The 20,259-nt window shown below is 63.4% G+C and carries 20 protein-coding genes and 1 pseudogene; 13 read left to right on the forward strand and 8 right to left on the reverse strand.

The window, feature by feature from the left end:
* Positions 1-97: 97 nt before the first annotated feature.
* Complete coding sequence (locus ACFQU1_RS04010; protein ID WP_378129452.1) at positions 98-1,405, reverse strand: ABC transporter substrate-binding protein; 1,308 nt, start codon at positions 1,403-1,405, stop codon at positions 98-100.
* A 675-nt stretch (positions 1,406-2,080) separates the two neighbouring features.
* Positions 2,081-3,028, reverse strand: a complete 948-nt coding sequence (locus ACFQU1_RS04015) for an NAD(P)-dependent oxidoreductase (RefSeq protein ID WP_378129454.1) — start codon at positions 3,026-3,028, stop codon at positions 2,081-2,083.
* 92 nt (positions 3,029-3,120) lie between these two features.
* On the opposite strand from ACFQU1_RS04015, the gene ACFQU1_RS04020 reads away from it, so the two are divergent.
* From ACFQU1_RS04020 to ACFQU1_RS04045, 6 genes are all read left to right on the forward strand, one after another.
* The gene (locus ACFQU1_RS04020; protein WP_378129456.1) at positions 3,121-3,870 is read left to right on the forward strand and encodes a GntR family transcriptional regulator; all 750 of its coding nucleotides are present in this window, start codon (positions 3,121-3,123) and stop codon (positions 3,868-3,870) included.
* A gap of 129 nt (positions 3,871-3,999) precedes the next feature.
* Complete coding sequence (locus tag ACFQU1_RS04025) at positions 4,000-5,004, forward strand: extracellular solute-binding protein (RefSeq protein ID WP_378129458.1); 1,005 nt, start codon at positions 4,000-4,002, stop codon at positions 5,002-5,004.
* A gap of 21 nt (positions 5,005-5,025) precedes the next feature.
* A complete protein-coding gene (locus tag ACFQU1_RS04030) occupies positions 5,026-5,859 on the forward strand; it encodes an ABC transporter permease (RefSeq protein WP_378129460.1) in 834 nt (277 codons plus the stop codon).
* Between the two features lie 4 nt (positions 5,860-5,863).
* A complete protein-coding gene (locus tag ACFQU1_RS04035; RefSeq protein WP_378129462.1) occupies positions 5,864-6,688 on the forward strand; it encodes an ABC transporter permease in 825 nt (274 codons plus the stop codon).
* On the forward strand, positions 6,685-7,728 hold the full coding sequence (locus ACFQU1_RS04040) for an ABC transporter ATP-binding protein (RefSeq protein ID WP_378129464.1): 1,044 nt from the start codon (positions 6,685-6,687) through the stop codon (positions 7,726-7,728). The genes ACFQU1_RS04035 and ACFQU1_RS04040 overlap by 4 nt, the downstream gene beginning before the upstream one ends.
* A gap of 57 nt (positions 7,729-7,785) precedes the next feature.
* The gene (locus ACFQU1_RS04045) at positions 7,786-8,592 is read left to right on the forward strand and encodes an N-acyl homoserine lactonase family protein (RefSeq protein ID WP_378129466.1); all 807 of its coding nucleotides are present in this window, start codon (positions 7,786-7,788) and stop codon (positions 8,590-8,592) included.
* Between the two features lie 179 nt (positions 8,593-8,771).
* On the opposite strand, the pseudogene ACFQU1_RS04050 reads toward ACFQU1_RS04045, so the two are convergent.
* The 4 genes and pseudogenes from ACFQU1_RS04050 to ACFQU1_RS04065 form a co-directional block, all read right to left on the reverse strand.
* A pseudogene (locus ACFQU1_RS04050) lies at positions 8,772-9,327 on the reverse strand (transposase); the annotation flags it as partial.
* A 95-nt stretch (positions 9,328-9,422) separates the two neighbouring features.
* Positions 9,423-9,818 carry a DUF427 domain-containing protein gene (locus ACFQU1_RS04055; RefSeq protein ID WP_378129468.1) on the reverse strand — a complete coding sequence of 132 codons (396 nt, stop codon included), beginning with the start codon at positions 9,816-9,818 and terminating at the stop codon, positions 9,423-9,425.
* A gap of 359 nt (positions 9,819-10,177) precedes the next feature.
* Positions 10,178-10,573 carry a RidA family protein gene (locus ACFQU1_RS04060; RefSeq protein WP_378129470.1) on the reverse strand — a complete coding sequence of 132 codons (396 nt, stop codon included), beginning with the start codon at positions 10,571-10,573 and terminating at the stop codon, positions 10,178-10,180.
* Between the two features lie 59 nt (positions 10,574-10,632).
* The gene (locus tag ACFQU1_RS04065; RefSeq protein WP_378129472.1) at positions 10,633-10,881 is read right to left on the reverse strand and encodes a hypothetical protein; all 249 of its coding nucleotides are present in this window, start codon (positions 10,879-10,881) and stop codon (positions 10,633-10,635) included.
* Between the two features lie 184 nt (positions 10,882-11,065).
* Between ACFQU1_RS04065 and ACFQU1_RS04070 the strand changes: the two genes are divergently transcribed.
* Positions 11,066-11,818 carry a FadR/GntR family transcriptional regulator gene (locus ACFQU1_RS04070; protein WP_378129474.1) on the forward strand — a complete coding sequence of 251 codons (753 nt, stop codon included), beginning with the start codon at positions 11,066-11,068 and terminating at the stop codon, positions 11,816-11,818.
* Between the two features lie 18 nt (positions 11,819-11,836).
* Here the strand turns inward: ACFQU1_RS04070 and ACFQU1_RS04075 are convergent, their stop codons facing one another.
* Together ACFQU1_RS04075 and uxuA are read right to left on the reverse strand one after the other, a co-directional pair.
* Positions 11,837-12,604, reverse strand: coding sequence for an SDR family NAD(P)-dependent oxidoreductase (locus tag ACFQU1_RS04075; protein WP_378129476.1), 768 nt, complete (start codon positions 12,602-12,604; stop codon positions 11,837-11,839).
* Between the two features lie 62 nt (positions 12,605-12,666).
* Entirely contained in the window at positions 12,667-13,860 is a 1,194-nt protein-coding gene (gene uxuA / locus ACFQU1_RS04080) for a mannonate dehydratase (RefSeq protein ID WP_378129478.1), read from the reverse strand.
* A 203-nt stretch (positions 13,861-14,063) separates the two neighbouring features.
* Between uxuA and ACFQU1_RS04085 the strand changes: the two genes are divergently transcribed.
* The 6 genes from ACFQU1_RS04085 (at position 14,064) to ACFQU1_RS04110 (ending at position 20,241) form a co-directional block, all read left to right on the forward strand.
* Complete coding sequence (locus ACFQU1_RS04085) at positions 14,064-15,035, forward strand: DUF6282 family protein (RefSeq protein WP_378129480.1); 972 nt, start codon at positions 14,064-14,066, stop codon at positions 15,033-15,035.
* A gap of 49 nt (positions 15,036-15,084) precedes the next feature.
* A complete protein-coding gene (locus ACFQU1_RS04090; RefSeq protein ID WP_378129482.1) occupies positions 15,085-16,032 on the forward strand; it encodes a carbohydrate ABC transporter permease in 948 nt (315 codons plus the stop codon).
* Entirely contained in the window at positions 16,029-16,856 is an 828-nt protein-coding gene (locus ACFQU1_RS04095) for a carbohydrate ABC transporter permease (protein WP_378129484.1), read from the forward strand. The genes ACFQU1_RS04090 and ACFQU1_RS04095 overlap by 4 nt, the downstream gene beginning before the upstream one ends.
* 23 nt (positions 16,857-16,879) lie before the next feature.
* Positions 16,880-18,181, forward strand: a complete 1,302-nt coding sequence (locus ACFQU1_RS04100; RefSeq protein ID WP_378129486.1) for an ABC transporter substrate-binding protein — start codon at positions 16,880-16,882, stop codon at positions 18,179-18,181.
* Between the two features lie 99 nt (positions 18,182-18,280).
* Positions 18,281-19,117 (forward strand): amidohydrolase family protein, encoded by an 837-nt coding sequence (locus tag ACFQU1_RS04105; protein ID WP_378129488.1) that lies wholly within the window; start codon positions 18,281-18,283, stop codon positions 19,115-19,117.
* A gap of 35 nt (positions 19,118-19,152) precedes the next feature.
* Entirely contained in the window at positions 19,153-20,241 is a 1,089-nt protein-coding gene (locus ACFQU1_RS04110; protein ID WP_378129490.1) for a mandelate racemase/muconate lactonizing enzyme family protein, read from the forward strand.
* Positions 20,242-20,259 lie beyond the last annotated feature (18 nt).

Consider the following 20,259-nt stretch of genomic DNA (forward strand, 5'->3'; position numbering starts at 1 on the left):
TGTCCGGGGGAGACGGGGCCGCCCGTCCGTCCCGTGGACGACGAGACGGCCGCGGAACAGTTACGAGGCGGCCAGAACAGCCCCGGATCGCGCTTCGTCATTTGTAACGGGCGGCCAGAGCTTTCGCCCGGGTCGACCAGAGCTGCGCTCCCTGGTCCGGTGCGGTGCGGCCGCTCAAAACATCCTGCAGCACACCATTGGCGTATTGCTCCCATTCCGCATACCACACCGACTGGAAGGGCACGACGCCGCTCATATGGATGGCATTGGCGAGACTGGTCGCGACTGAATTCGGATCCGCCCGCCAGGACTGCAGGGAAGCGGCAATCACCTCGTCCTTTTCGAGCCCCTTGTAGCCCCAGGTCAAAGTGCCGCTTTCCACCCATTGCTTGGGCGTTACATAGTCGCCGTTCTCGCCGGCGCCGCCAAGGAACTTCAAAAGGCGCCAGGCCTCGGCCTTGTGCGTGCTCGCGGCGTTCATCGCATACATGCGGGCGAAGCCTACGGTGGCGCCCGTCTGCGGCATGGGGCCGAGTTCCGCCTCGCCCGCAATCTTGGAATCGCCGGCTTTGTTGGCCCATTGCGGGCCAGCGAAGAAGTTGCCGGTGAGCAGCGTATAATAGTCGCCGCTCATGAAGGCTCGGGCGGAATCGTTCGGGTCGAGCTCGATACTCTTGGGATCGGAGAGGCCGTCGCGATAAGTCGAGGCCCACCATTTCAGGGCATCGAGCGCGACCGGCGTGACATTGAGGTCGTCGTCCAGGAGTTTGCCGCCACGGGATGCGATCATGGCGTTCAGCACCCACATGCCCCCCCAGCCGGTATATTTCACCGGCCAAAGCAGCGGCGTCTTGCTGAGACCCTTATCCTTGATCGTCTTCGCCTGCTGCAGCCACTCGTCATAGGTTTGCGGCGGACCGGAAAAACCGGCCTTCTTCATCATGGCTTCGTTGTAAATGACGCCGAAATAGCTGGTGTAGTAGGGCAAGCCGTAGAGCTTGCCCTCGTAAGTCATCGACTGCTCGGCAAGGGGCAGCATGGCGGCTTTGAGCTGCTCGGCTCCCGGGTAGCCGTCGAGCGGCTCGAGCCAGGACGACCACTGCGACAAGACGTGATCGAAGACGTAGAGAACATCGAACGGCGTGTTCGCGTTCTTCATGAGCATCACTTTGGCGACATACTGTGCCGAAGGAATGAACTCGACGTCGACTTTGACATCCGGATTCTGAGCCTCAAAGTTCTCGATGAACTGCTTGACGGTATCGACCTGGTAATTCCAGGCGATCATTTTGAGACGGGTCTCCGCTTTCGCCTCGCTCCAAGGCAGCGTTCCGCTCGCCGACACGAGGAGGGCCGTTGCGAAAGCGCCCAATAGGCGCCGCCGTAGGTTTCCGTGGCGTTTCATGAGAGTTCTCCTCTGAGGCTCTGGACATCGGCGGTGCCTGTTTGCATCGGGCCGCTCGCTTTTGAATTATGTAATTTTATTATTATCAAGCCGACGCCTGTCAAGTGAAAATGGTCCGATGTTGCTGCAGTGGGGAGGCTATGGCCTCATCTTATGTAACTTTATTGCGATCCATCGCCTCTACGACACGCCCGGCGTTCAGGTTCAGCCGTCCCATAGGTGGCGGCGGCCATGGCCGCCCGTCCAAATCGATCAGCTTCGCACCGCAAGGCATATCGCGGTGTCGGCGGCGCTTGCTCGGAACGGCTGGGTCCCGTACCGGGCGATCCCACGAGAGATACTCCACCAACTGCCTGGACAGTGTTATCGCCGGACAGGCCAGTATCGGCGACGATCGGGGCGCTTGCGCCGTCGAAACGGTCGATCAAAAGCCCATCGAAAATATACTTCCTCCGGAGGGACTCGGATCTTTTGTCCACGACAGAATCGCTCAAAAAAGACGGCCAGTTCGCAAAGTAACGACGAAGTCTCCGCGAGCTTCCTCGGCATGGTCCGACTCGCCTCAGCGCGCCGGTGACTCCGCGCTTACGAGTCTAAGGCCTGGCATTGCTCAGACGAGCGGCGAATGCCGTGATCCCGCTCGCAAAGCATTGGCGGAGGAGGTTCTGTCTGTCCTCAGCGCGCAGTGACGCTCTCGCCGTGGATCTTCGCCTGAGCTTCGATGAGCGAGGGGATGAAGCGCTCGCCGAAACCGAGGGCTGATGCCTGCGCGAAGAGCTGATGCACGACCTCACCCATGAAGCTAGCCACGCCTGCGGTCTCGGTCAGGTGAGTGTAATAGCGCAGATCCTTCTGTCCGTTTGACAGTTGGAATTTAACGCCGTCGAATTCCCCCGCTCGGGCCTTGGGCAGGATGTTTTGCAGCAAGGGACTAGCCAGCGCGCCGGCGCTGACGACCTCGTAGAGCTTGTCGAGGTCGACCCCCGTGCGCAGCGCAGTGACAATGGCTTCGGCTATCAGGGCAACATTGCCCATCACCAGGAAATTATTGATCAGCTTGAGCCGATGACCGCTCCCGAGGCCGCCGGCGTGGAAGATGTTCTCGCAATAGGCCGAGAAGATCGGCTCGAGCTGAGCGAAGACCTCCGGCTCCGCACCGACGATGGTGTTGAGCCGCCCGGCTTCGGCCTCGGCGGGGGTGCGGGTGAGCGGAGCATCGACCAGGACGCCGCCGCGCGCAGCGAGTTCCTCTGCGAGACGCAGCGTCGATGCCGGCTCGCTCGTCGAGCAATCGACCACGACGAGACCTTTGCGGGCCGCTGCCAGGATGCCGTTCGGCCCATCGAAAAGCGCCTCGACCTGCGGCGAACCCGTGACACAGACGAGCACCACGTCCGAACGCCGGGCGAGATCGGCCGCATCCTGCGCCTCGGTCGCGCCACGCGCCACCAGGTCGTCTACCGGGGGGCGGTTGCGATGGCCGAGAACGGTGAGATGAAAACCCTTTTCGATGAGGTTCTTGCCGATTCCGTGTCCCATCAGGCCAACGCCGACGAGACCCACTTTCATTTGACTGAGCGACATGAGCTGATCCTTTGGGCTCCGTCCTTCGAGGCGGTCCATGTCTATTGCTTTGCACAACTTCGCGGCAAAGTTTTCGTTGACAGGCCCGACGCGAATGCCCAATCTACGCGCTACAATACAAGCATGCAAGCATGTCAGCGATGCCGCCGCACGAGGAAACCCCGCTTGAACTGACGATCGACCGACGCCAGCCGCGCGCGGCGCAGCTCTATGACGGCTTGCGCTCCGCCATCCTCGATTTGCGGCTCAAGCCCGGCACCCCGATCAGCGAAAATCGGATCTGCCAGCTGACCAACGTATCCCGCACCCCGGCTCGGGAGGCCATTATTCGCCTTGCGCAGGAAGGGCTGATCGATGTCTTCCCACAGCACGGCAGCTTCGTGGCGCCGATCCGGCTGAAGAAGGTGATCGAAGGTCATTTCGTTCGCGAAGCTCTGGAAATTGCGCTGCTCAAACGCGCGGCCGAGCGTTGGCAGGCGCGCGATGCTGCCGCGGTCGAGGCCATCATCGCGGCGCAGCGCGCCCTAGCCGCCGCCGGCGACCACCGCGCCTTCTACGCCGAGGATGAGCGATTCCATCGCAGCTTTGCAAAGATCGCCGACATGGAAGGCGTTTCGAGCATCATCAATGACGCCAATACCCATCTCGCACGCGTGCGCCAGCTCGCGAATCCGCTGAGCGGGCATATGGAGGCTGCGATCGCAGATCACGAAGCGGTCCTCGATGCATTGAAGGCGAATGACGTCGAAGGCGCCGCCAGGGCGATGTGCCGCCACCTCGATCAGGTGTTCGACACTGTCAAGCGGCTCGTGCGCCACCACCGCGACTTCTTTGACGACGCCCTTCAGTCGGAAATGGTGCGCTTTGCCGCGCACCCGTGATGAAATCGAGCATTGCCATGGAGCGCGATTGGTGAAATCGGCTTTGCTGAAATGCCGCAGTCACCTGAAGATCGAAACAACTCGAGAACGGCATCTACAGCCGGCAATAACGATGGATAGGAGAGGAACATGTTCAAGCGTAGCCTCATTGCCCTTACTCTGATGATCTCCCCTATGCTGACCGCGGCCCACGCCGCGGATATGGCAATCTGCTACAGTTGCCCCGAGGAATGGGCGGACTGGGGCAGCGAGCTGCGCGCGGTGAAGAAGGAACTCGGCATCACCGTGCCCTTCGATGCGAAGAATTCCGGTCAGGCTCTGTCGCAGATCGTGGCCGAGAAGAACAATCCTGTCGCCGACATGGCCAATCTCGGCATCACCTTCGCAATCCAGGCCCAAAAGCTCGGCGTGACCGAGGCCTACAAGCCCGCGCATTTCGACGACATCCCTGCCGATCTGAAGGATCCGGATGGCCATTGGTTCACGGTCTACAGCGGCGCGGTCGGCTTTTTCATAAATAAGGATGCGCTCGGCGACCGGCCGGTGCCCACCTCATGGAAGGATCTGCTGAAGCCGGAATACCGCGGCCTGATCGGCTATTACGATCCGACCAGCGCATTCATCGGCTATATCGCCGGGATGGCGGCCAATGTCTCGCTCGGCGGGTCGCTCGATAACTTTGATCCGGGCATGAATTTCTACAAAGAGCTCAAGAAGAACGAGCCTATCGTGGTCAATCAGACGTCCTATGCCCGTGTGCTCTCGGGCGAGATCCCAATCCTCGTCGATGCCGACTTCAATGCGCTGCGCGGTAAGTACAAGGATCAGGCGAATGTCGAATTCGTGCTGCCGCAGGAGGGCTCCCTGCCGGTCCCCTATGTGATGGCCCTCGTCAAAGGCGCTCCGCATGCAGAAGCCACCAAGAAAGTCTTCGACTTCCTTCTTTCCGACCAGGGACAGACGATTTGGGCCAAGGCTTATCTGCGGCCGGTCCGCATCGATGCGCTGCCGAAGGACGCAACCGACAAGCTTCTGCCGGCGAGCGAATATGCCCGCGTCAAGACGCTTGATTTCAACAAAGTCGCGGCCGCCCAGAAGTCCTTTCAGGACCGCTATCTGGCTGACGTGCGCTGATCCCGCCGGGGCAAGGCCATCATGTCTGTCCGTCACATGTCCCGCAACGAGAACGGCGCTCTGCTGTTGTTGGTCGCTCCGGCAGCGGCGCTGTTTGCCGCCTTCTGGATCCTGCCCATGGCGCGGCTCGTCTTTGTCTCGGGCAGCGGCGGCGGCTTGGCCACCTATGTGCAGGTGCTCGGCAATGCGCGCTACCTGACGAGCCTCTTCATGACGACGGCGCTTGCCGCCGCCGTCACCCTGGCCACACTGGCTATCTGCGTCGCGAGCGGGCTGTTCCTCGTCCGCAACCGTTTCATCGGGCGCAATCTGCTGGTGGCCATTCTCACGCTGCCGCTCGCCTTCCCCGGTGTAGTGATCGGCTTCATGGTCATCATGCTGGGCGGCCGGCAGGGCCTCGTCGGTACCGTCACACAAGAACTAATAGGGTCGAAGACCGTTTTTGCTTACAGCGTCACCGGACTTTTCATCGGCTATATCTATTTCTCCATCCCGCGGGTCATCCTGACGGTGATGGCGGCCGCGGAGAAGCTCGATCCGCAGCTCGAGGAGGCAGCGCGTTCGCTCGGCGCCGGCCGCTGGCTGGTGGTGCGGGACGTCATCCTGCCGGGTCTGCTGCCGGCGCTGATTTCCTCGGGAGCGATCTGCTTCGCCACCTCCATGGGCGCCTTCGGCACGGCTTTCACGCTCAACGCCGGCATCGATGTCTTGCCTATGCTGATCTACAACGAGTTCACGCTCGATGCGAACATCCCGGTGGCGGCGGCCCTCAGCGTCGTGCTCGGAATAATCACCTGGGCCGTTCTCGTCCTGGCCCGCACCGCCGCCGGATCTGGCGTCGCAGCAGCCGGGTGAAGCCATGCGCAGGGATCTCGCCTTCGGCCTTCAGCTCGCTTTCACTCTCCTGGTCTCGGCCTTTCTCATCCTGCCGATCGGCCTTTCCATCCTCACCGGCTTCACCGCCAATTTCATCCGCGGTCCCCTCGACGGTCTGACGCTCAGGTGGGTGCTGGAGGTTTGGTCGCGTTATGGCGACACCATTCTCCTCTCACTCGGCCTCGCCGTTGCCTGCCTGGTTGTCGACCTTCTCGTCGGCGTGCCCGCCGCCTATGTGCTTGCAAAACGCCGCAACTGGCTGACGCGGATTTTCGAGGAGATGATCGTGCTGCCGGTGGCCGTTCCGGGTCTTGCGACGGCGCTCGCGCTGGTGCTGCTCTACGGCCGATTTGGCGAATTCCGCACGAGCTGGCTGTTCTTGCTCATCGGGCACGTGCTCTATACGCTGCCCTTCATGGTGCGCGCAGTGCTCGCGGTCCTTTCTTCGATCGACCTGAAGTTGCTCGAGGAGGGTGCGGCGAGCCTCGGCGCCGGCTGCTGGACGCGGCTTCGCACGGTCGTGCTGCCGAACATCACCTCCGGCGTGCTCGCCGGCGCCTTGACGGTGCTGACGCTCTCCATCGGTGAGTTCAACGTGACGCTGCTGCTCAGTACGCCGACGACCCAGACGATGCCGGTCGGGCTTGCCGTTGCCTATACGAACGCACGCATCGAACTCGGCAGCGCCTATACGATCCTGTTCTTCGTGATGATCGTTCCACTTCTCATCGCGATGCAAGCCTGGGGCGATCCGACGCGCGTCGCCGCCCGCCGAAAGCCCACTCTCAAGGACACGGAAGAGGCATGATCGGCAAACTTGCACCGAGCTCCATTCGCCTGCGCCGCTGCAGCAAGACCTTCGGGAAAGGGCCGACGAGCGTCGGCCCGATCGATATCGAGATCGCAGCCGGGGAGACCGTGGTCATCCTGGGGCCGTCCGGCTGCGGCAAGACGACGACGCTCCGCATGATCGCGGGGCTCGAGGCACCGGATGTCGGCGGCACGATCCTGTTCGGCAACGATGACGTGACGCCGCTGCCGATCGAGCGCCGCAATATCGGCATGGTCTTTCAGAGCTATGCCCTGTTCCCCAATCTCGACGTCATCGGCAACATCAGCTACGGCCTCCGAGTACGTGGCGTGCCGCGGGAAGCGCGCGAGGGCCGGGCGCGGGAGCTCATCGCAATGATGCGGCTCGAGCCTTTCGCCGAGCGGCGCATCGACCAGCTCTCAGGTGGCCAGAAACAACGGGTGGCGCTTGCCCGCGCGCTCGCCGTCGAACCGCGGGCGATGCTGCTCGACGAAGCGTTGACCGCGCTCGACGCGAAGCTGCGGGAGACCTTGCGCGTGGAGATCGACACGCTGCTGCGGCGGCTCGGGATCACTACGGTCTATGTCACGCACGACCAGGCCGAGGCCATGTCGGTGGGCGACCGCATCGTCGTCATGGACCACGGGCGCATCGCCCAGGTCGGGACACCGCGGGAGATCTACCATCGACCGGCGACCCGCTTCGTCGCGGAATTCATTGGCACCACGAATCGCGTGCCGGGCGAGATGAAGGACGGAGTCTTCCTTTGCCGCGCGGGCCGAATTCCCGCCCCGGCGCTTCCGCTGGATTGCCGCGAGATCCTCTTCCGTCCAGAACATGTGGTGCTCGTCGAAGATGGCAGCGAGGGACTGCCCGGTCGGATCGCCACGAGCTTCTTCCTAGGTGACCGGACGAGGCTCCTGGTCGACGGCTTCGGACCTGAGCCGATTACCGTCGAAACGGCCAGCCGGCGCGAATTCGCGTCGGGTGAGAGCGTCCTTGTCCGCATCCGAACCGACGCGCTGATGGCGCTCTGAGCCCCGATAGACCGGACAAACAGCCGGCCCTCGTGGCCGATGAGGAAGGAGATGCCCATGGCGGCCGAAGGCTTATCCCGACGAGGCGAGACGGACGTGGCCGGCGTGTCGCTCTTCAATCTCGGCACGCTTCTCAACGACCGCTCGATGATGGTCTACCGGCGCGATCCCGGCGAGATTGTTGAGGTGCCGGTCACAGGCGGCTTCATCGAGATGTGCGATGGCGAGCACATCCTCTTCGATACGGGGATGCTACCGCTCGATCTCGACGACGGGCGGACTGTCACTCAGGCCCGTTTTCGCGGGCTGATCGCGCGCTACGCGCCCGAGGACGACATACGCGCACGGCTCGCCGCGATCGGGCGCACGCCCGAGGATGTGCGCATCGTCATCAACAGCCACCTGCATTGGGACCATGCGGGCGGCAACCGCCTCTTTTCCCACGCCCGCTTCCTCGTGCAGGAGAACGAGCATCGTTTCGCCTGTTGCCCCGACCCCTTCATCGCCCGGCCCTACGCCAGGCCCTATTTCGAATGCGGCGTCGCTTACGAACTCCTGCGCGGCGACACGGTGATAAAGCCCGGCGTCGCGACACTCGCAACGCCCGGCCACACACCTGGGCATCAATCGCTCATGGTTCGGCTGCCCTCGGGCCGCAGCCTGATCTTCACGGGGGATGCCATGCTCTGTCCCGCCAATCTCGATCCGGCCCTGCCGCCCGGCAATGCGCATCGCACCGAGGATGCGGTCGCCTCGATCGCGCGGCTCAAGATGCTCGCCGAATTTTTGGACGGCGAGCTTGTGATCTGCCACGATCCGGACTTCTGGAAGACATGGGAGCCCGCCCCCCATCGCTACCGCTGATGGCGAGCCTCAGCCGGCAGCGCGAGACACCGTGAATATCTCGGCGACGAGCGCCATCGCTCGCCCACAACGACATCAGCTTTTGTGAACCTCGCCAGACGCGCACGAGGGCATCGTCGGGTCGGCCGAGAGCCTCGGCCCCAGCAGCCCGATCTATGGACGCGCTGCTGCACTCATGAGGTTTCACGCTGCCAACTGACCTTCTGCCAGCGCGCCGTCTTGAGCATGGCCTTGGCGGTGATCGACCTGGTGTCGGGGATATGGAGTTGGCGTGGACGTCCATGCCCTGCGACAGGGAAGATCATGGCGACGTCGCTGGGATAAACCTTCTGCTCGTAGGGGATGCCGACCGTCCAGGAGAGGCGTCGATCGCTCACGCCCTGACGTAATGGCGCAGAAAGTCCGTAGCCGGCATCGGCCAGCACGCAGCCAAAACGCACGCCTGCTGCGCGAACCCGGTCGATCTCCTCAAGCGCGATCTCGGGCTTGGCGCGATAGGCGCGGCGTCCGTCCGGGACGCGGCGCGGTCAAGCCGCTGCGGATCACCCGTCCAGCTCTCGGACAGGAACAACCGCAAGCCGGCCATCACAGGCACTTCTTTCGAGGCCAGCGTCACCGACACCATCGTCTGGCAGTTGGCGTTCTTGCCCAGCGCCGAGGCATATTGCGGGGCAACGCCCCCCGAATGCGAAGCCTTCTTGGGTGGGACGTGTCATCGATGATCAGCCAGGCATCGTCTTCGGGTGATTAGCAGGTGCGCCTCCGGGATCCGCATCACGGCTGAATAATGCTGCAATGGGGGATGAGCTTAAGGTCCGCGAGAAAGGGCGTCAGGCGGCCCGCTCCTCGATCGCGTCCACGCGGTCGGGGTAAAAGGCGAGGTGGTCCTTGAGGACCGCGACGGCCTCGTAAGGCGCCTCGTAGCTCCAAACGGAATTCACCGAGCGCTCGCCACCGACCGGAATGCTGAAATAGGAGCACTCGCCTTTGTAGGGGCAGTATGTGGTGTGCTCCGTCCGCGTGAGCAACGCCATGTCGACATCCTTGCGCGGAATGTACTGAACCTCCGGATAATCGGCCTCTTTCAATGTGAGCGCGTCGCGTGTGTCGGCGATCACCTTGCCAGCGAGGATCACCACCACGCGATCGGGGTGGTGGTCGATGCTAATGGGATGATCCGGCCCCGGGATCTTCACGGGCTTCTCGATAGCAGGCTTACGGGTCATAAGCTTTGCCTCGCTGTGTCGCGCGTCACTCGGGCGCCCGGCGGGTAATGCTGTCGTCGCCACTATGTGGGCGCGGCTCGATGAACCGTCGGTTATCGCTGCCGCTTCGTCCGGGGTCCGTCGGCTTGCCCAGTCAGTGCGGCTCCATCTCCGTCCATTGGGCGTCAGTCAACACGAATCGTTCCATCCAAAGCTTGAATCATAAACAAGCCTCGGCGGGTATCCCAAATCTCAACAGGCCTAATTCGCCGGGACTGTAACTGCCGCAAGTTCGATTCTGAAGGTCGGCTCTGAAGAGGACAAGTGCCCATCAGAGCCGAAAAGGTCTTTGAGTTGCCTACTGTCTCCAAGGATCTCCTCTAATCGAGAACAGCCGCTGCTTCGATTTCAACGAGCCAATCCACATTGGCAAGTCCTGACACCACAACTGCGGTGGCGGCGGGGAACGGATCCTTGAAATGCTTGCTCCGAACCTCCATCACCGTCGGCAGATATTCGCGGGCGGTGAGATAGATGGTGAGGCGGCAGACGTCCGCGAGGGAGCCGCCCTCGGCCTCGACGATGGCCTTGATGTTCTGGATCACCTGCTCAGCCTGAGCCCGCACGTCCCCGAGCCCGACATTCGCGCCCGCCGCGTCCTGGGGGACCTGCCCGGAAATATGGAGGAGGACGCCGCCCTCGGAACGGGTGGCGAGCGAGAACGGTGCGGTAGGGGACTTGAACACGCCCTGGGGCCGGATTTCCTTGAATGCCATGGTCTCACTCCTTCTTGGTTTCGGGAAAACGCGATCGACGGACGGTCCGAGCGCGCCGCTCACGGCAGTAGGCGGCGCGCGGACAGGTTCTGCATGAGCTTTCGGGTGCCGAAATTGCAGCGCGGACACGCGTCCGAGGGGCGAACCGTGTTCCTGAGTTCACCCAGCAGCGGATCGGAGATCGTGACCACGTCACCCCAGTGGTGCGTGAGGCCCTGTCCGGCCTCGCCCCTGTCCTGGACCGGCGTGAAAAGGGTGCCGAGGAAGACCATGAAGCCGTCGGACGGAAGAGACAGTGTAAAGCTCAAGGCAAGCCTCCATTGCCACCAGCAGTGTCTCGGTCAACGCTCGCACTCCGGGAGACGGCCTCATCGGTCCGTGTAGGCGACGAACCGATTTTGTTGGACATTAGTTCTGGTTTAGGGGTTAAGGGTATTTGGCGCAGTGTCAATCTGAAATGTTGGACAAATGGATCGAGCTGGAGCGAAAGCCGTGAGCGGCGGAAGCAAGGGGAAGCTGGCCGGTCAGGCCGAGAGCGAGGTGGCTTCCGGCTCCGCCGTGGATCAGATCATCGACGCGATCCAGCGGCTCATTGATGGGCGGGGCCTGACGGTTGGAGACGCGCTGCCCGGTGAAATCGAACTTGCCAGGCTGTTCGGCTCCAGCCGCAACACGGTACGCGAGGCCATGCGGACCTTGCGCGCTTATGGCATTGTTGAAGCGCGCCAAAAGAGCGGCGCGATCCTGATCGACGACCGCCACGCGGCCGCCATGCGGCTTTTCTCTTTCGGCTTCCGGCTGTCGGCCGACATCTTCACCGACATTCAGGAGTTCCGGCGGCTGGTGGAGGAGGGGATCCGCGAACGCGTCTTCTCCAATGTGACCCCGCAGGATCTCGAAACCCTGGAGGCGCTCACCTGGAAGATGGAAGAGGCCGCTTCCGTGACTGAGGCGGCGGAGTTCGACTATGCCTTCCACAGCCATATCGTGAGAATGTCCAACAATAAAACGACCGAAGACGTCTATCTCATCATGCGCGCGGTCATCCAGAAGCTCATGGAGAGCGGCAAGCGAGAGCGCACGCAGCGGCGGGACATCGCCGCCGAGCACCGCGCCATCATCGACTCCATCCGGCAGAAGGACGGCGCGGCCTATACCTATTGGGTGGGCTTCCACTTGAAGTCGGGCCTGAAATTCATCCCCGAGGCCGGCGCCAAGGCAAAGGAGGCGCAGCCCGGAGGATGAAGGCGGCATGCCGCCGCCCTAGGGCATGAACTGCCCGCCGTTCACATCGATGATCTGGCCGGTGATGTAGCCCGACATCTCCTGCGAGGCGAGGAAGGCGAAGATCCAGGCGCAATCCTCGGCGGTGCCGAGGCGGCCCATGGGGATGGTCTTGCGCACCGCCTCCTGCATGTCCGCGGGGGTCGCGGCGTGAAAGGGCGTGGTGATGAAGCCGGGGGCCACGGCGTTCACGCGGATCCCGTCCTTTGCGAACTCCTTGGCCATGGAGCGCGTCAGGCTGTGAACCGCAGCCTTCGCGGCGGCATAGAGGCCAGAGCCGGGAGCACCGCCGTTGCGGCCTGCGATTGATCCCACATTGACGATGGCCGCATGTGTGCTGCGGCTCAGCGTGGGGTGGGCCGCCCGGGCCGTCTCGAGCACCGCGCGGACGTTGACCGCTGTCACCTTCTCCCAGATGTTGTCGTCGAAGGCGTCCAGCGGGGTGCGTCCCACCAGGGAGCCGGCATTGTTGACGAGCACGTCGAGGCCGCCCAGCTTTTCCACCGCGCTGGAGATAATGCCGGGGATCGCACCCGGCACCGCGAGGTCTCCGCCCACGATCTCCACCGCGCCGCCGGCACGGGCGATGTCCTCGGCAAGCGTCTCCGCACCCTGCCGGTTGGCGTTGTAGTGCAGGCAGACGCGGGCGCCACAGGACGTGAGAACGCGGGCAGCCGCCGCGCCGATGCCCGAGCTCGAGCCGAGGAGCAGGACGCGGTAATCGGTCAAATCGATTTGCGAGGTCATTCGGATCTCCTCTTGCGTCCGGCGGCGCAGGCGGACGCCCGCGCTGCCATCTCGGATGGGCCTCAGACGGGGGGAAGGGCAGGGTCCTCGTGGGCGAGGGTGATCATGACGCCGCGCAGCTCTGCGAGACCCTTCAGGCGCCCGATGCAGCTGTAGCCGGGGTTCACTTTCTTCCCCATGTCGTCCACCAGCACATGGCCGTGGTCGGGGCGCATGGCGATCTGCCAGTCCGCGCGCCCCGTGGCCTTCCGCTTTGCTTCCTCCTCCAGGAGGGCGCGGATGGCGGCCACCATGTCCACACTGCCGTCGAGATGGTCGGACTCGTGGAACGACCCATCCCCCTCCCGGCGAACGTTGCGCAGATGGACGAAATTGATGCGCGGCCCGAACTCGCGGACCATGGCGACGATGTCGTTGTCGGCCCGCACGCCATAGGAGCCGGTGCAGATGACGATGCCGTTGGCGGGGCTGTCCACGGCGCCGAGGATGTGCCGCAGATTCTCCGCAGTTGAAACGACGCGGGGAAGGCCGAAAAGGGAGAAGGGCGGGTCGTCCGGGTGGATGACCAGCTTGACGCCGACCTCTTCGGCAACAGGCACTACCTCCTTGAGGAAGTGCACGAGGTTCGTCCGCAGCTTCTCCGGCGTCACGTCCCGGTAGAGGTCCAGTTCGCGCAGGATGCCCGCGCGGTCGTATCGCCCCTCACCGCCGGGCAAGCCGCAGATGATGTTGTCCTCCACCCGCCGGATGTCCTCCGGGCTCCAGGCCGCATGGCGCTGCCGGGCCTTCGAGACGATGCCCGGATCGTAGAAGCCGGCGGCGGCGTCGCCGCGCAGCACGCAGACGTCGTAGGCGACGAAGTCGATCATGTCGAAGCGGAGCGCGAGGCCCGTGCTCGGCATCTCATATTCGAGGTCGGTGCGGGTCCAGTCCACCACGGGCATGAAGTTGAAGCAGACCACCGGGATGCCGCCCGCGGCGAGGCTGCGCAGGCTGGTCTTCCAGTTCTCGATGGCGCGCTGGGCACCCGGGGCGCCGATCTTCACCTCTGTCAACACCGGGATGCTCTCGCAGACAGCCCAGACGAGGCCCTCCTCCTCGATGAGCGCCTTGTGCGCGAGCACGTCGTCCAGGGACCACGGCTCGCCATTGTACTTGTGGTGCAGCGCCGTCACGACGCCCTTGGCGCCCGCCTGGCGGATATGTCGGAGCGTGACCGGGTCTTTCGGGCCGTACCAGCGCCAAGCCTGCAGCATCGCCATTGCCTCATGTTGGACATTTAAATCACTTTTGAGGGTAACTAGGCAGACAAGTTCCTCTCGTCAATTAAAATGTTGGACAAAAGAAATGCCGTCGGATAATTGACATAGGCCGATCGTGGGAAAGTCACAAATTATCGATTTTCGATTGACGATTTGTGAGGCCAAATCCTAGGATCGAGAAAAGTGAGGAAACGCCAATGAGCACACCGCTGACGGACACTGGTCTGCGCTTTCCCTCACGGGAGCAGATGGCGCGTGGCCTGAATGCCGGTGATGTCAAGGACCTCATGGTCGGCGGCATCGACGTGCACATTCACACCAATCCGCACGTCTTCCCGATGAGCCATTCCCAGGACGTGATCGCCTTGGCGCAGGATGCCCATGCCGCCGGCATGCGCGCACTGGTCATCAAGGACATCGGCCCGTCGACCACCGGAACCGCCTATGTGGCGAGCCGCCTCGGGCCGGGCATCCCGATCTATGGGGCGCATGTGATGAATCTGGCCAGCGGCGGCGTGAACCCGCGCGCCGTCTGGGTGGCGCTAACCCATGGCGACGGGGCGAGGGTGGTGCATTTCCCCACCGGCGACAGCCGCAATCACTACGAATACCGCCAGCGCTACTATGCGGGCGTGAATCTGCCGCTCGGCGAGGAGGAGGCGATCACCGTCCTGCGTGACGGAAAGCTCATCCCCGAAGTCCGCGAGGTGATCAGCCTCGTCAAGGAATACGACGCCTGCCTCGCCACCTGTCATCTCTCGGCGGAGGAGAGCCACCACGTGGTGCGCGAGGCCAAGGACCAGGGCCTCAAGCGGATCATCGTCAGCCACTCGCAATGGGCGATGACGCGCCTCACGCACACGGACCTGAAGGAATTCGCGGCCCTGGGCTGCCTGATTGAGTTCGATTTCGGCCTGATGATGCCATTCATGCACTTCGTCCACGGCGAGCCCACCAAGAACCCGCAGGACGTCGCCGCCGCCATGAAGGACATCGGCATCGAGCATTGCTTCATGAGCTCAGATCTCGGACAGCTCTATTCGCCCGTTCCGGTGGAAGGCATGCGCTCCTATATCGCCATCCTTCTGAAAGTCGGGATTTCCCCGGACGAGATCCGCACGATGTTCCACCACAACCCCGCCCGCATCATCGGGCTGGAAGCGTGGTGATGGCGCGGCGGCCGATTGAAATCCACTGGCAGAGGACGTCCGCGAAGCCATGACTTCTTCGACATCGCCCCTGGGCCAGCAACTGACCCTTCAAGGCGGCGCCCCTAGAGGGCGCAGGCGCATCTTCCGCAATGAGAATTACAAGGGCTATCTGTTCGTCGCCCCGGCGGTGCTTCTGCTTCTTCTCTTCGCGGCATATCCGCTGGTCTCATCTCTGTGGCTGAGCCTCAACAGCGTCGAGGTCCTGAGCACCGAGCGTGAGTTCGTCGGGCTGGAGAATTACCGAGAGCTGTTCTCCACCCCGGATTTCTGGAACGGGCTCTGGAACGGCCTCGTCTTCAGCTTCTTCACCGTGATGCTGCAGCTTTTCGCCGGCATCGCCACGGCCCTGCTGCTGAACAACGCCTTCTGCGGCCGGGCTTTGGTGCGGGGCCTCATCCTGTTTCCCTTCGTGGCGCCGACCATCGTGGCGGTGCTGGTGTGGAAATGGATCCTCAATGACCTTTACGGCGTCGCCAACCTGGCGCTGATGGATCTCGGCATCATCAGCGAGGGCATCGCCTGGCTCGGCTCGCCAGAATTCGCCATGCCGAGCGTCATTCTTATCAATGTCTGGATGTTTTTCCCCTTCATCACCATCCAGGTGCTGGCGCGCCTCCAGGTCATTCCGGGCGAGCTCTACGAGGCGGCGCGGGTGGACGGGGCAGGGCCCCTGCAGCGCTTCTGGTACGTCACGCTTCCCGAGCTTCGCTCCACCATCCTGCTGGTGGTCTTCATCCGCGGCCTTTGGATGTTCAACAAGTTCGACACGGTCTGGCTGCTGACCCAGGGCGGACCTATCGGCAAGACCGAGACCCTGCCGATCCTGGCCTATATCCAGGCGTTCCAGGAATACCAGCTCGGCGCGGGGGCCACGACTTCGGCCTGCATCTTCATGCTGCTGGCGCTGTTCGGCTTCTGGTACGCGCGCAAGCTCAAGCCGGAGACCGGACGATGATCACGGCATCCCGCGTCCTGCTCTGGGCGCTCATCATCCTCACTGTCTGCATCGTGGGCTTCCCGCTCTACTGGATGATCATCTCCTCGGTGAAGCCGTTCTCGGACCTCTTCAGCCGCAGCCTGTCGCTGCTGCCGAGCGAGCACTTCACGCTGGCGAACTATGGCCGGCTGCTGCGCGAGACGATGTTCCCGCAATATTTCCTCAACAGCCTGATCGTCTCCACGCTGGCCACCGGCGGCTGCATGGTGGTGGCGGTGTTCGCGGCCTACGGCATCACGCGCTTCAAGTTCTTCGGCCGCGATCTGATCGCCAGCAGCGTCCTGTTCACCTACATGTTCCCGCCGATCCTGCTGTCGATCCCGCTGTTCGTCATGTTGAAGAATATCGGGCTCATCAACAGCCTCATCGGCCTCTCCTTGGCGCACGTCGCCTTCACGCTGCCCCTGGTGATGTGGCTCGCCATCATCTTCTTCGAGGCCATCCCGCTGGACCTCGACGAGGCGGCCATGATCGACGGCGCGAGCCGCCTGCGTACGCTCTGGCTGGTGGTGCTACCGGTCGCCCTTCCGGGCCTCATCGCCATGGGCGTGTTCGCCTTCATCATCTCCTGGAACGACTACCTCTTCGCCCTGGTCCTCATCGTCGACGAGAGCAAGAAGACGCTCCCCGTGGGGGTCGCGGGCTTCGTCGAGGCGACCAGTGTCGAATGGGGGCTGCTGATGGCGGGCGGCGTGCTCATCACCCTGCCCGTGCTGGTGGGATTCGCCTTCGTCCAGAAATGGCTCATCCAAGGCCTCGCGGCCGGCGCCGTGAAGGGCTGAAAGACTTCGAGAGGGAGGACAACATGAAGAAATCACTGAACGTCCTTTACGCCGCGGCCATCTCGCTATCGACGCTGGCCCTAGGCTCCACGGCCTGGGCCGGCACCGTGCGGGTGATGACCACGGAGACCAATCCGGACACCAAGCAGGTGCTGGAATCGGTCATTGCCGATTACGAGAAGGCCAATCCCGACACCAAGATCGAAGTCCAGTATGTGGGCTTCCAGGACCTGACGCAGAAGCTCATGGCCGCGGTCGCGGCCGGCGATCCGCCCGAAGTGTTCAACGTACAGAACCAGTATGAGACGTTTGAGCTGGCCCGGAAGGGCATCATCCGCCCGGTGGATTCCATCATCGATCACGTCGGCCGCAGCGATTATTTCGAGCGCGTGCTGAACGCCATGACGCTGGACGGCAAGGTCTGGGCCGTGCCCTTCAGCATCGGCGTCAACGTGCTGTGGTATCGCAAGGACCTCTACGACAAGTACGGCCTCAAGGAGGCCAAGACCTGGGACGAGTACCTCAACAATCTGGAGGTGCTCACCAAGTCCGAGGGGCAGGGCGGCGGCGGTAAGTTCTACGGCACCGCCATGTCGGTCGGCGACACCTGGCTCACCAACGACATTGTCCAGAACTGGATGTGGTCCAACGGCGCAACGGTGTTCGACAAGGACGGCGCGGTGACGCTCACCAAGCCCAACGCAGTGGACACCTTCACCTTCCTGGCAAAGGTCACCGCCTTTGCGCCGCCCGGCGTGAACAACTATTCCAATAACGAGATGATGAACGCATTCGCGACGGGCGCGGTGGGGCACACGGACTATCCCTTCCGCCTGCTGAGCTATCTCCAGCAGTTCAATCCCAAGCTGCTCGACGTCGCCGTGCCCATGCTCCATCCCGCAGGAACCGGGCCGGGCGCCCATCCCTCAGCGCTGCTCTACATCAAGAGCTGGGCTTTCTCGAAGGGCGCGAAGAACCAGAAGGAAGCGGAGGGCTTCATCTCCTATCTGGAGACCGGTGACCGGAAGATCCGGATGATGAAGACGGTGCCGGTCCATTACTGGCCGCCGCTGAAGAGCGTCTCCGAGAACCCCGCCTTCCTCGACCAGGCGCTGTTCAAGACCCCCGCCGGCGAGAAGTCGCTCGCGGTGCTGAAGCAGGCCATCGATGTCGGCCAGTTCCCGCTGAACGAATCCGGCGCGCCGCAGCTCAAGCTCGGCCCCGTGCTCCAGAACCACTCGCTGGCGAAGATCCTGGAGCAGGTGGTGATCCGCAAGACGCCGGCGAACACCGCCGTGGACGCCGTGGCGAGCAAGCTGAAGTAAGCCGCAAGATTCGGCGCCGCTCCGGATGCGGGGCGGCGCCGGCACGCTTCCCGAGGCGCCCAGGCTGCGCCCGTGCCTTCCGACGAAGAGATGTCTGCGATGCGCGTGATCGATTTCCGTTCCCGGCCCAACACCAAAGAGTATCTGGTCGCGTTGGGCTCGCCGGTTGCCCAGGAGGTGATCCGCAAGCTCGGCTCGCCGCAGCCGCAGCCGGTGACGCTGGAACAGTGGGTCGAGAATCTGGCGATGGACGGTGTCGAGCGTGTCGTGTTCACCGGCCGCCAGTCCGAGGGCACGACGGGGCACGACGTCACGAACGAATACGTGGCGGAGGTGGCGAAGCGCTTCCCCGGCAAGGTGGTCGGCTTTGCCGGCATCAACCCTCTCCAGGGCATGCGATCGGTGCGCGCCGTGGAGCACGCCATCAGGGAGCTGGGCCTGAAGGGCGTCGCGATCGATCCCTATGGTGGGCTCGTGGCGGCGAACGACCGCCGGCTCTATCCGGTCTATGCCAAGTGCGCGGAGCTCGGCGTGCCGGTGGTGATCACGTGTGGGCCGCTGCCTTTCCCCGGCCCGCGCCTGGCGCACGGGGATGTCCGCGCCATCGACGACGTGGCCTGCGACTTCCCCGAGTTGACCATCATCATCGATCATTCGGGATGGCCCTGGGTGACGGAAACCATCGCCATCGCGTTCCGGCACGAGAATGTCTTCATCGACACCTCGCTCTATATCCACCTTCCCGGCGCGAACCTGTTCGCCGAGGCCGCCAACACCATCATCCCCGATCGCATCCTGTTCGCGAGCTGCTTCCCGATCGTGCCGGTGAAGACCGCCATCGAGCGCGTGTCGTCCCTGCCGTTCACGCCGGAGGCATTGGAACGGGTGCTGCACACGAACTCGGAAAACCTCCTACGCAAGTGCGGCTGCATCTGAGCCAGCCGGACCCGCGAAAGGGCCAGGACATTCCAATGACCACCATCGACAAGATCGTCACCCACCACGTCTCGATCCCGTTCGAGCGGCCCCTGCAGACGGGCAACCATGTCTATCGGGACCTGGAGAACGTGCTGATCGAGATCCATGCCGACGGGCTCGTCGGTATCGGCTATGCGTTCAATTTCGCGTTCCGCCAGGCGGCGGCCATCCGGCTCATCGTCGAGGACCTGGCGCAGCATCTCATGGGCAAGCAGGTCGCGGACGTGCGCGCCCATGCGCTCGCCATGTGGCGGCAGCTCAACTTCATCGGCCAGACCGGCCCCTCCGCCATGGCCATGAGCGTCGTGGACACCGCCTTGTGGGACCTGTTCGCCCAGTCCCAGGCAACCCCGCTCCACCGCCTGCTCGGCAGCGTGCGCTCGGAGATCGAGCTTTATCCCACCGGCGGCTTCCTGGCCGATCCCATCGAGGCGGTCATCGAGGAGGTGGCGCGGCATCGCGAGGCCGGGTTCAAGCGATGCAAGATCAAGGTCGGCCGCCCCGACTGGCAGGTGGACGTGGCCCGCGTCGGAAAACTCCGTGCCGCCGTGGGCGACGATTTCGGCATAATGATCGACGCCAACCAGGCCTGGAGCGTGGTGGACGCCATCGCCGCCGGACGCCGCTTCCAGGATCTCGGCGTGTGCTGGTACGAGGAGCCGGTCTCGGTCTACGACGTTCCGGGCACCGCGCGGGTGGCGGACGCGCTGGACATGCCGGTCGCTGCGGGAGAGTCCGTCTTCACGCGATACGGCCACCTGGAGCTGCTCGACGGCAAGGCGTGCGACGTGCTGATGCCGAACCTGATGCGGTGCGGCGGGCCGACCGAGTTCATGGAAGTGGGAGCCCTCGCTGCCGGCCGGCACGTGCCCGTCTCCTCCCACACCTTCACGGAGATCTCCGCGCACCTCGTCGCGGCGCTGCCCAACGCCACCTTCTCGGAATATCTGCCTGGCTGGTGGGAGAAGCTCTTCAACGAGGAGCAGAAGATTGCCGGCAGCATGTTCACCCTGCCGGACCGGCCGGGTCTCGGCCTCTCCTTCTCCCGCGAGATCATCGAAAGGTATGGGCGCGATGGATGACGCTGCGTCACGCGCCGC

Origin of the sequence: Chelatococcus sp. GCM10030263 (assembly GCF_042666455.1) — a bacterium.
In the GTDB taxonomy this organism is placed as follows: Bacteria; Pseudomonadota; Alphaproteobacteria; order Rhizobiales; family Beijerinckiaceae; genus Chelatococcus.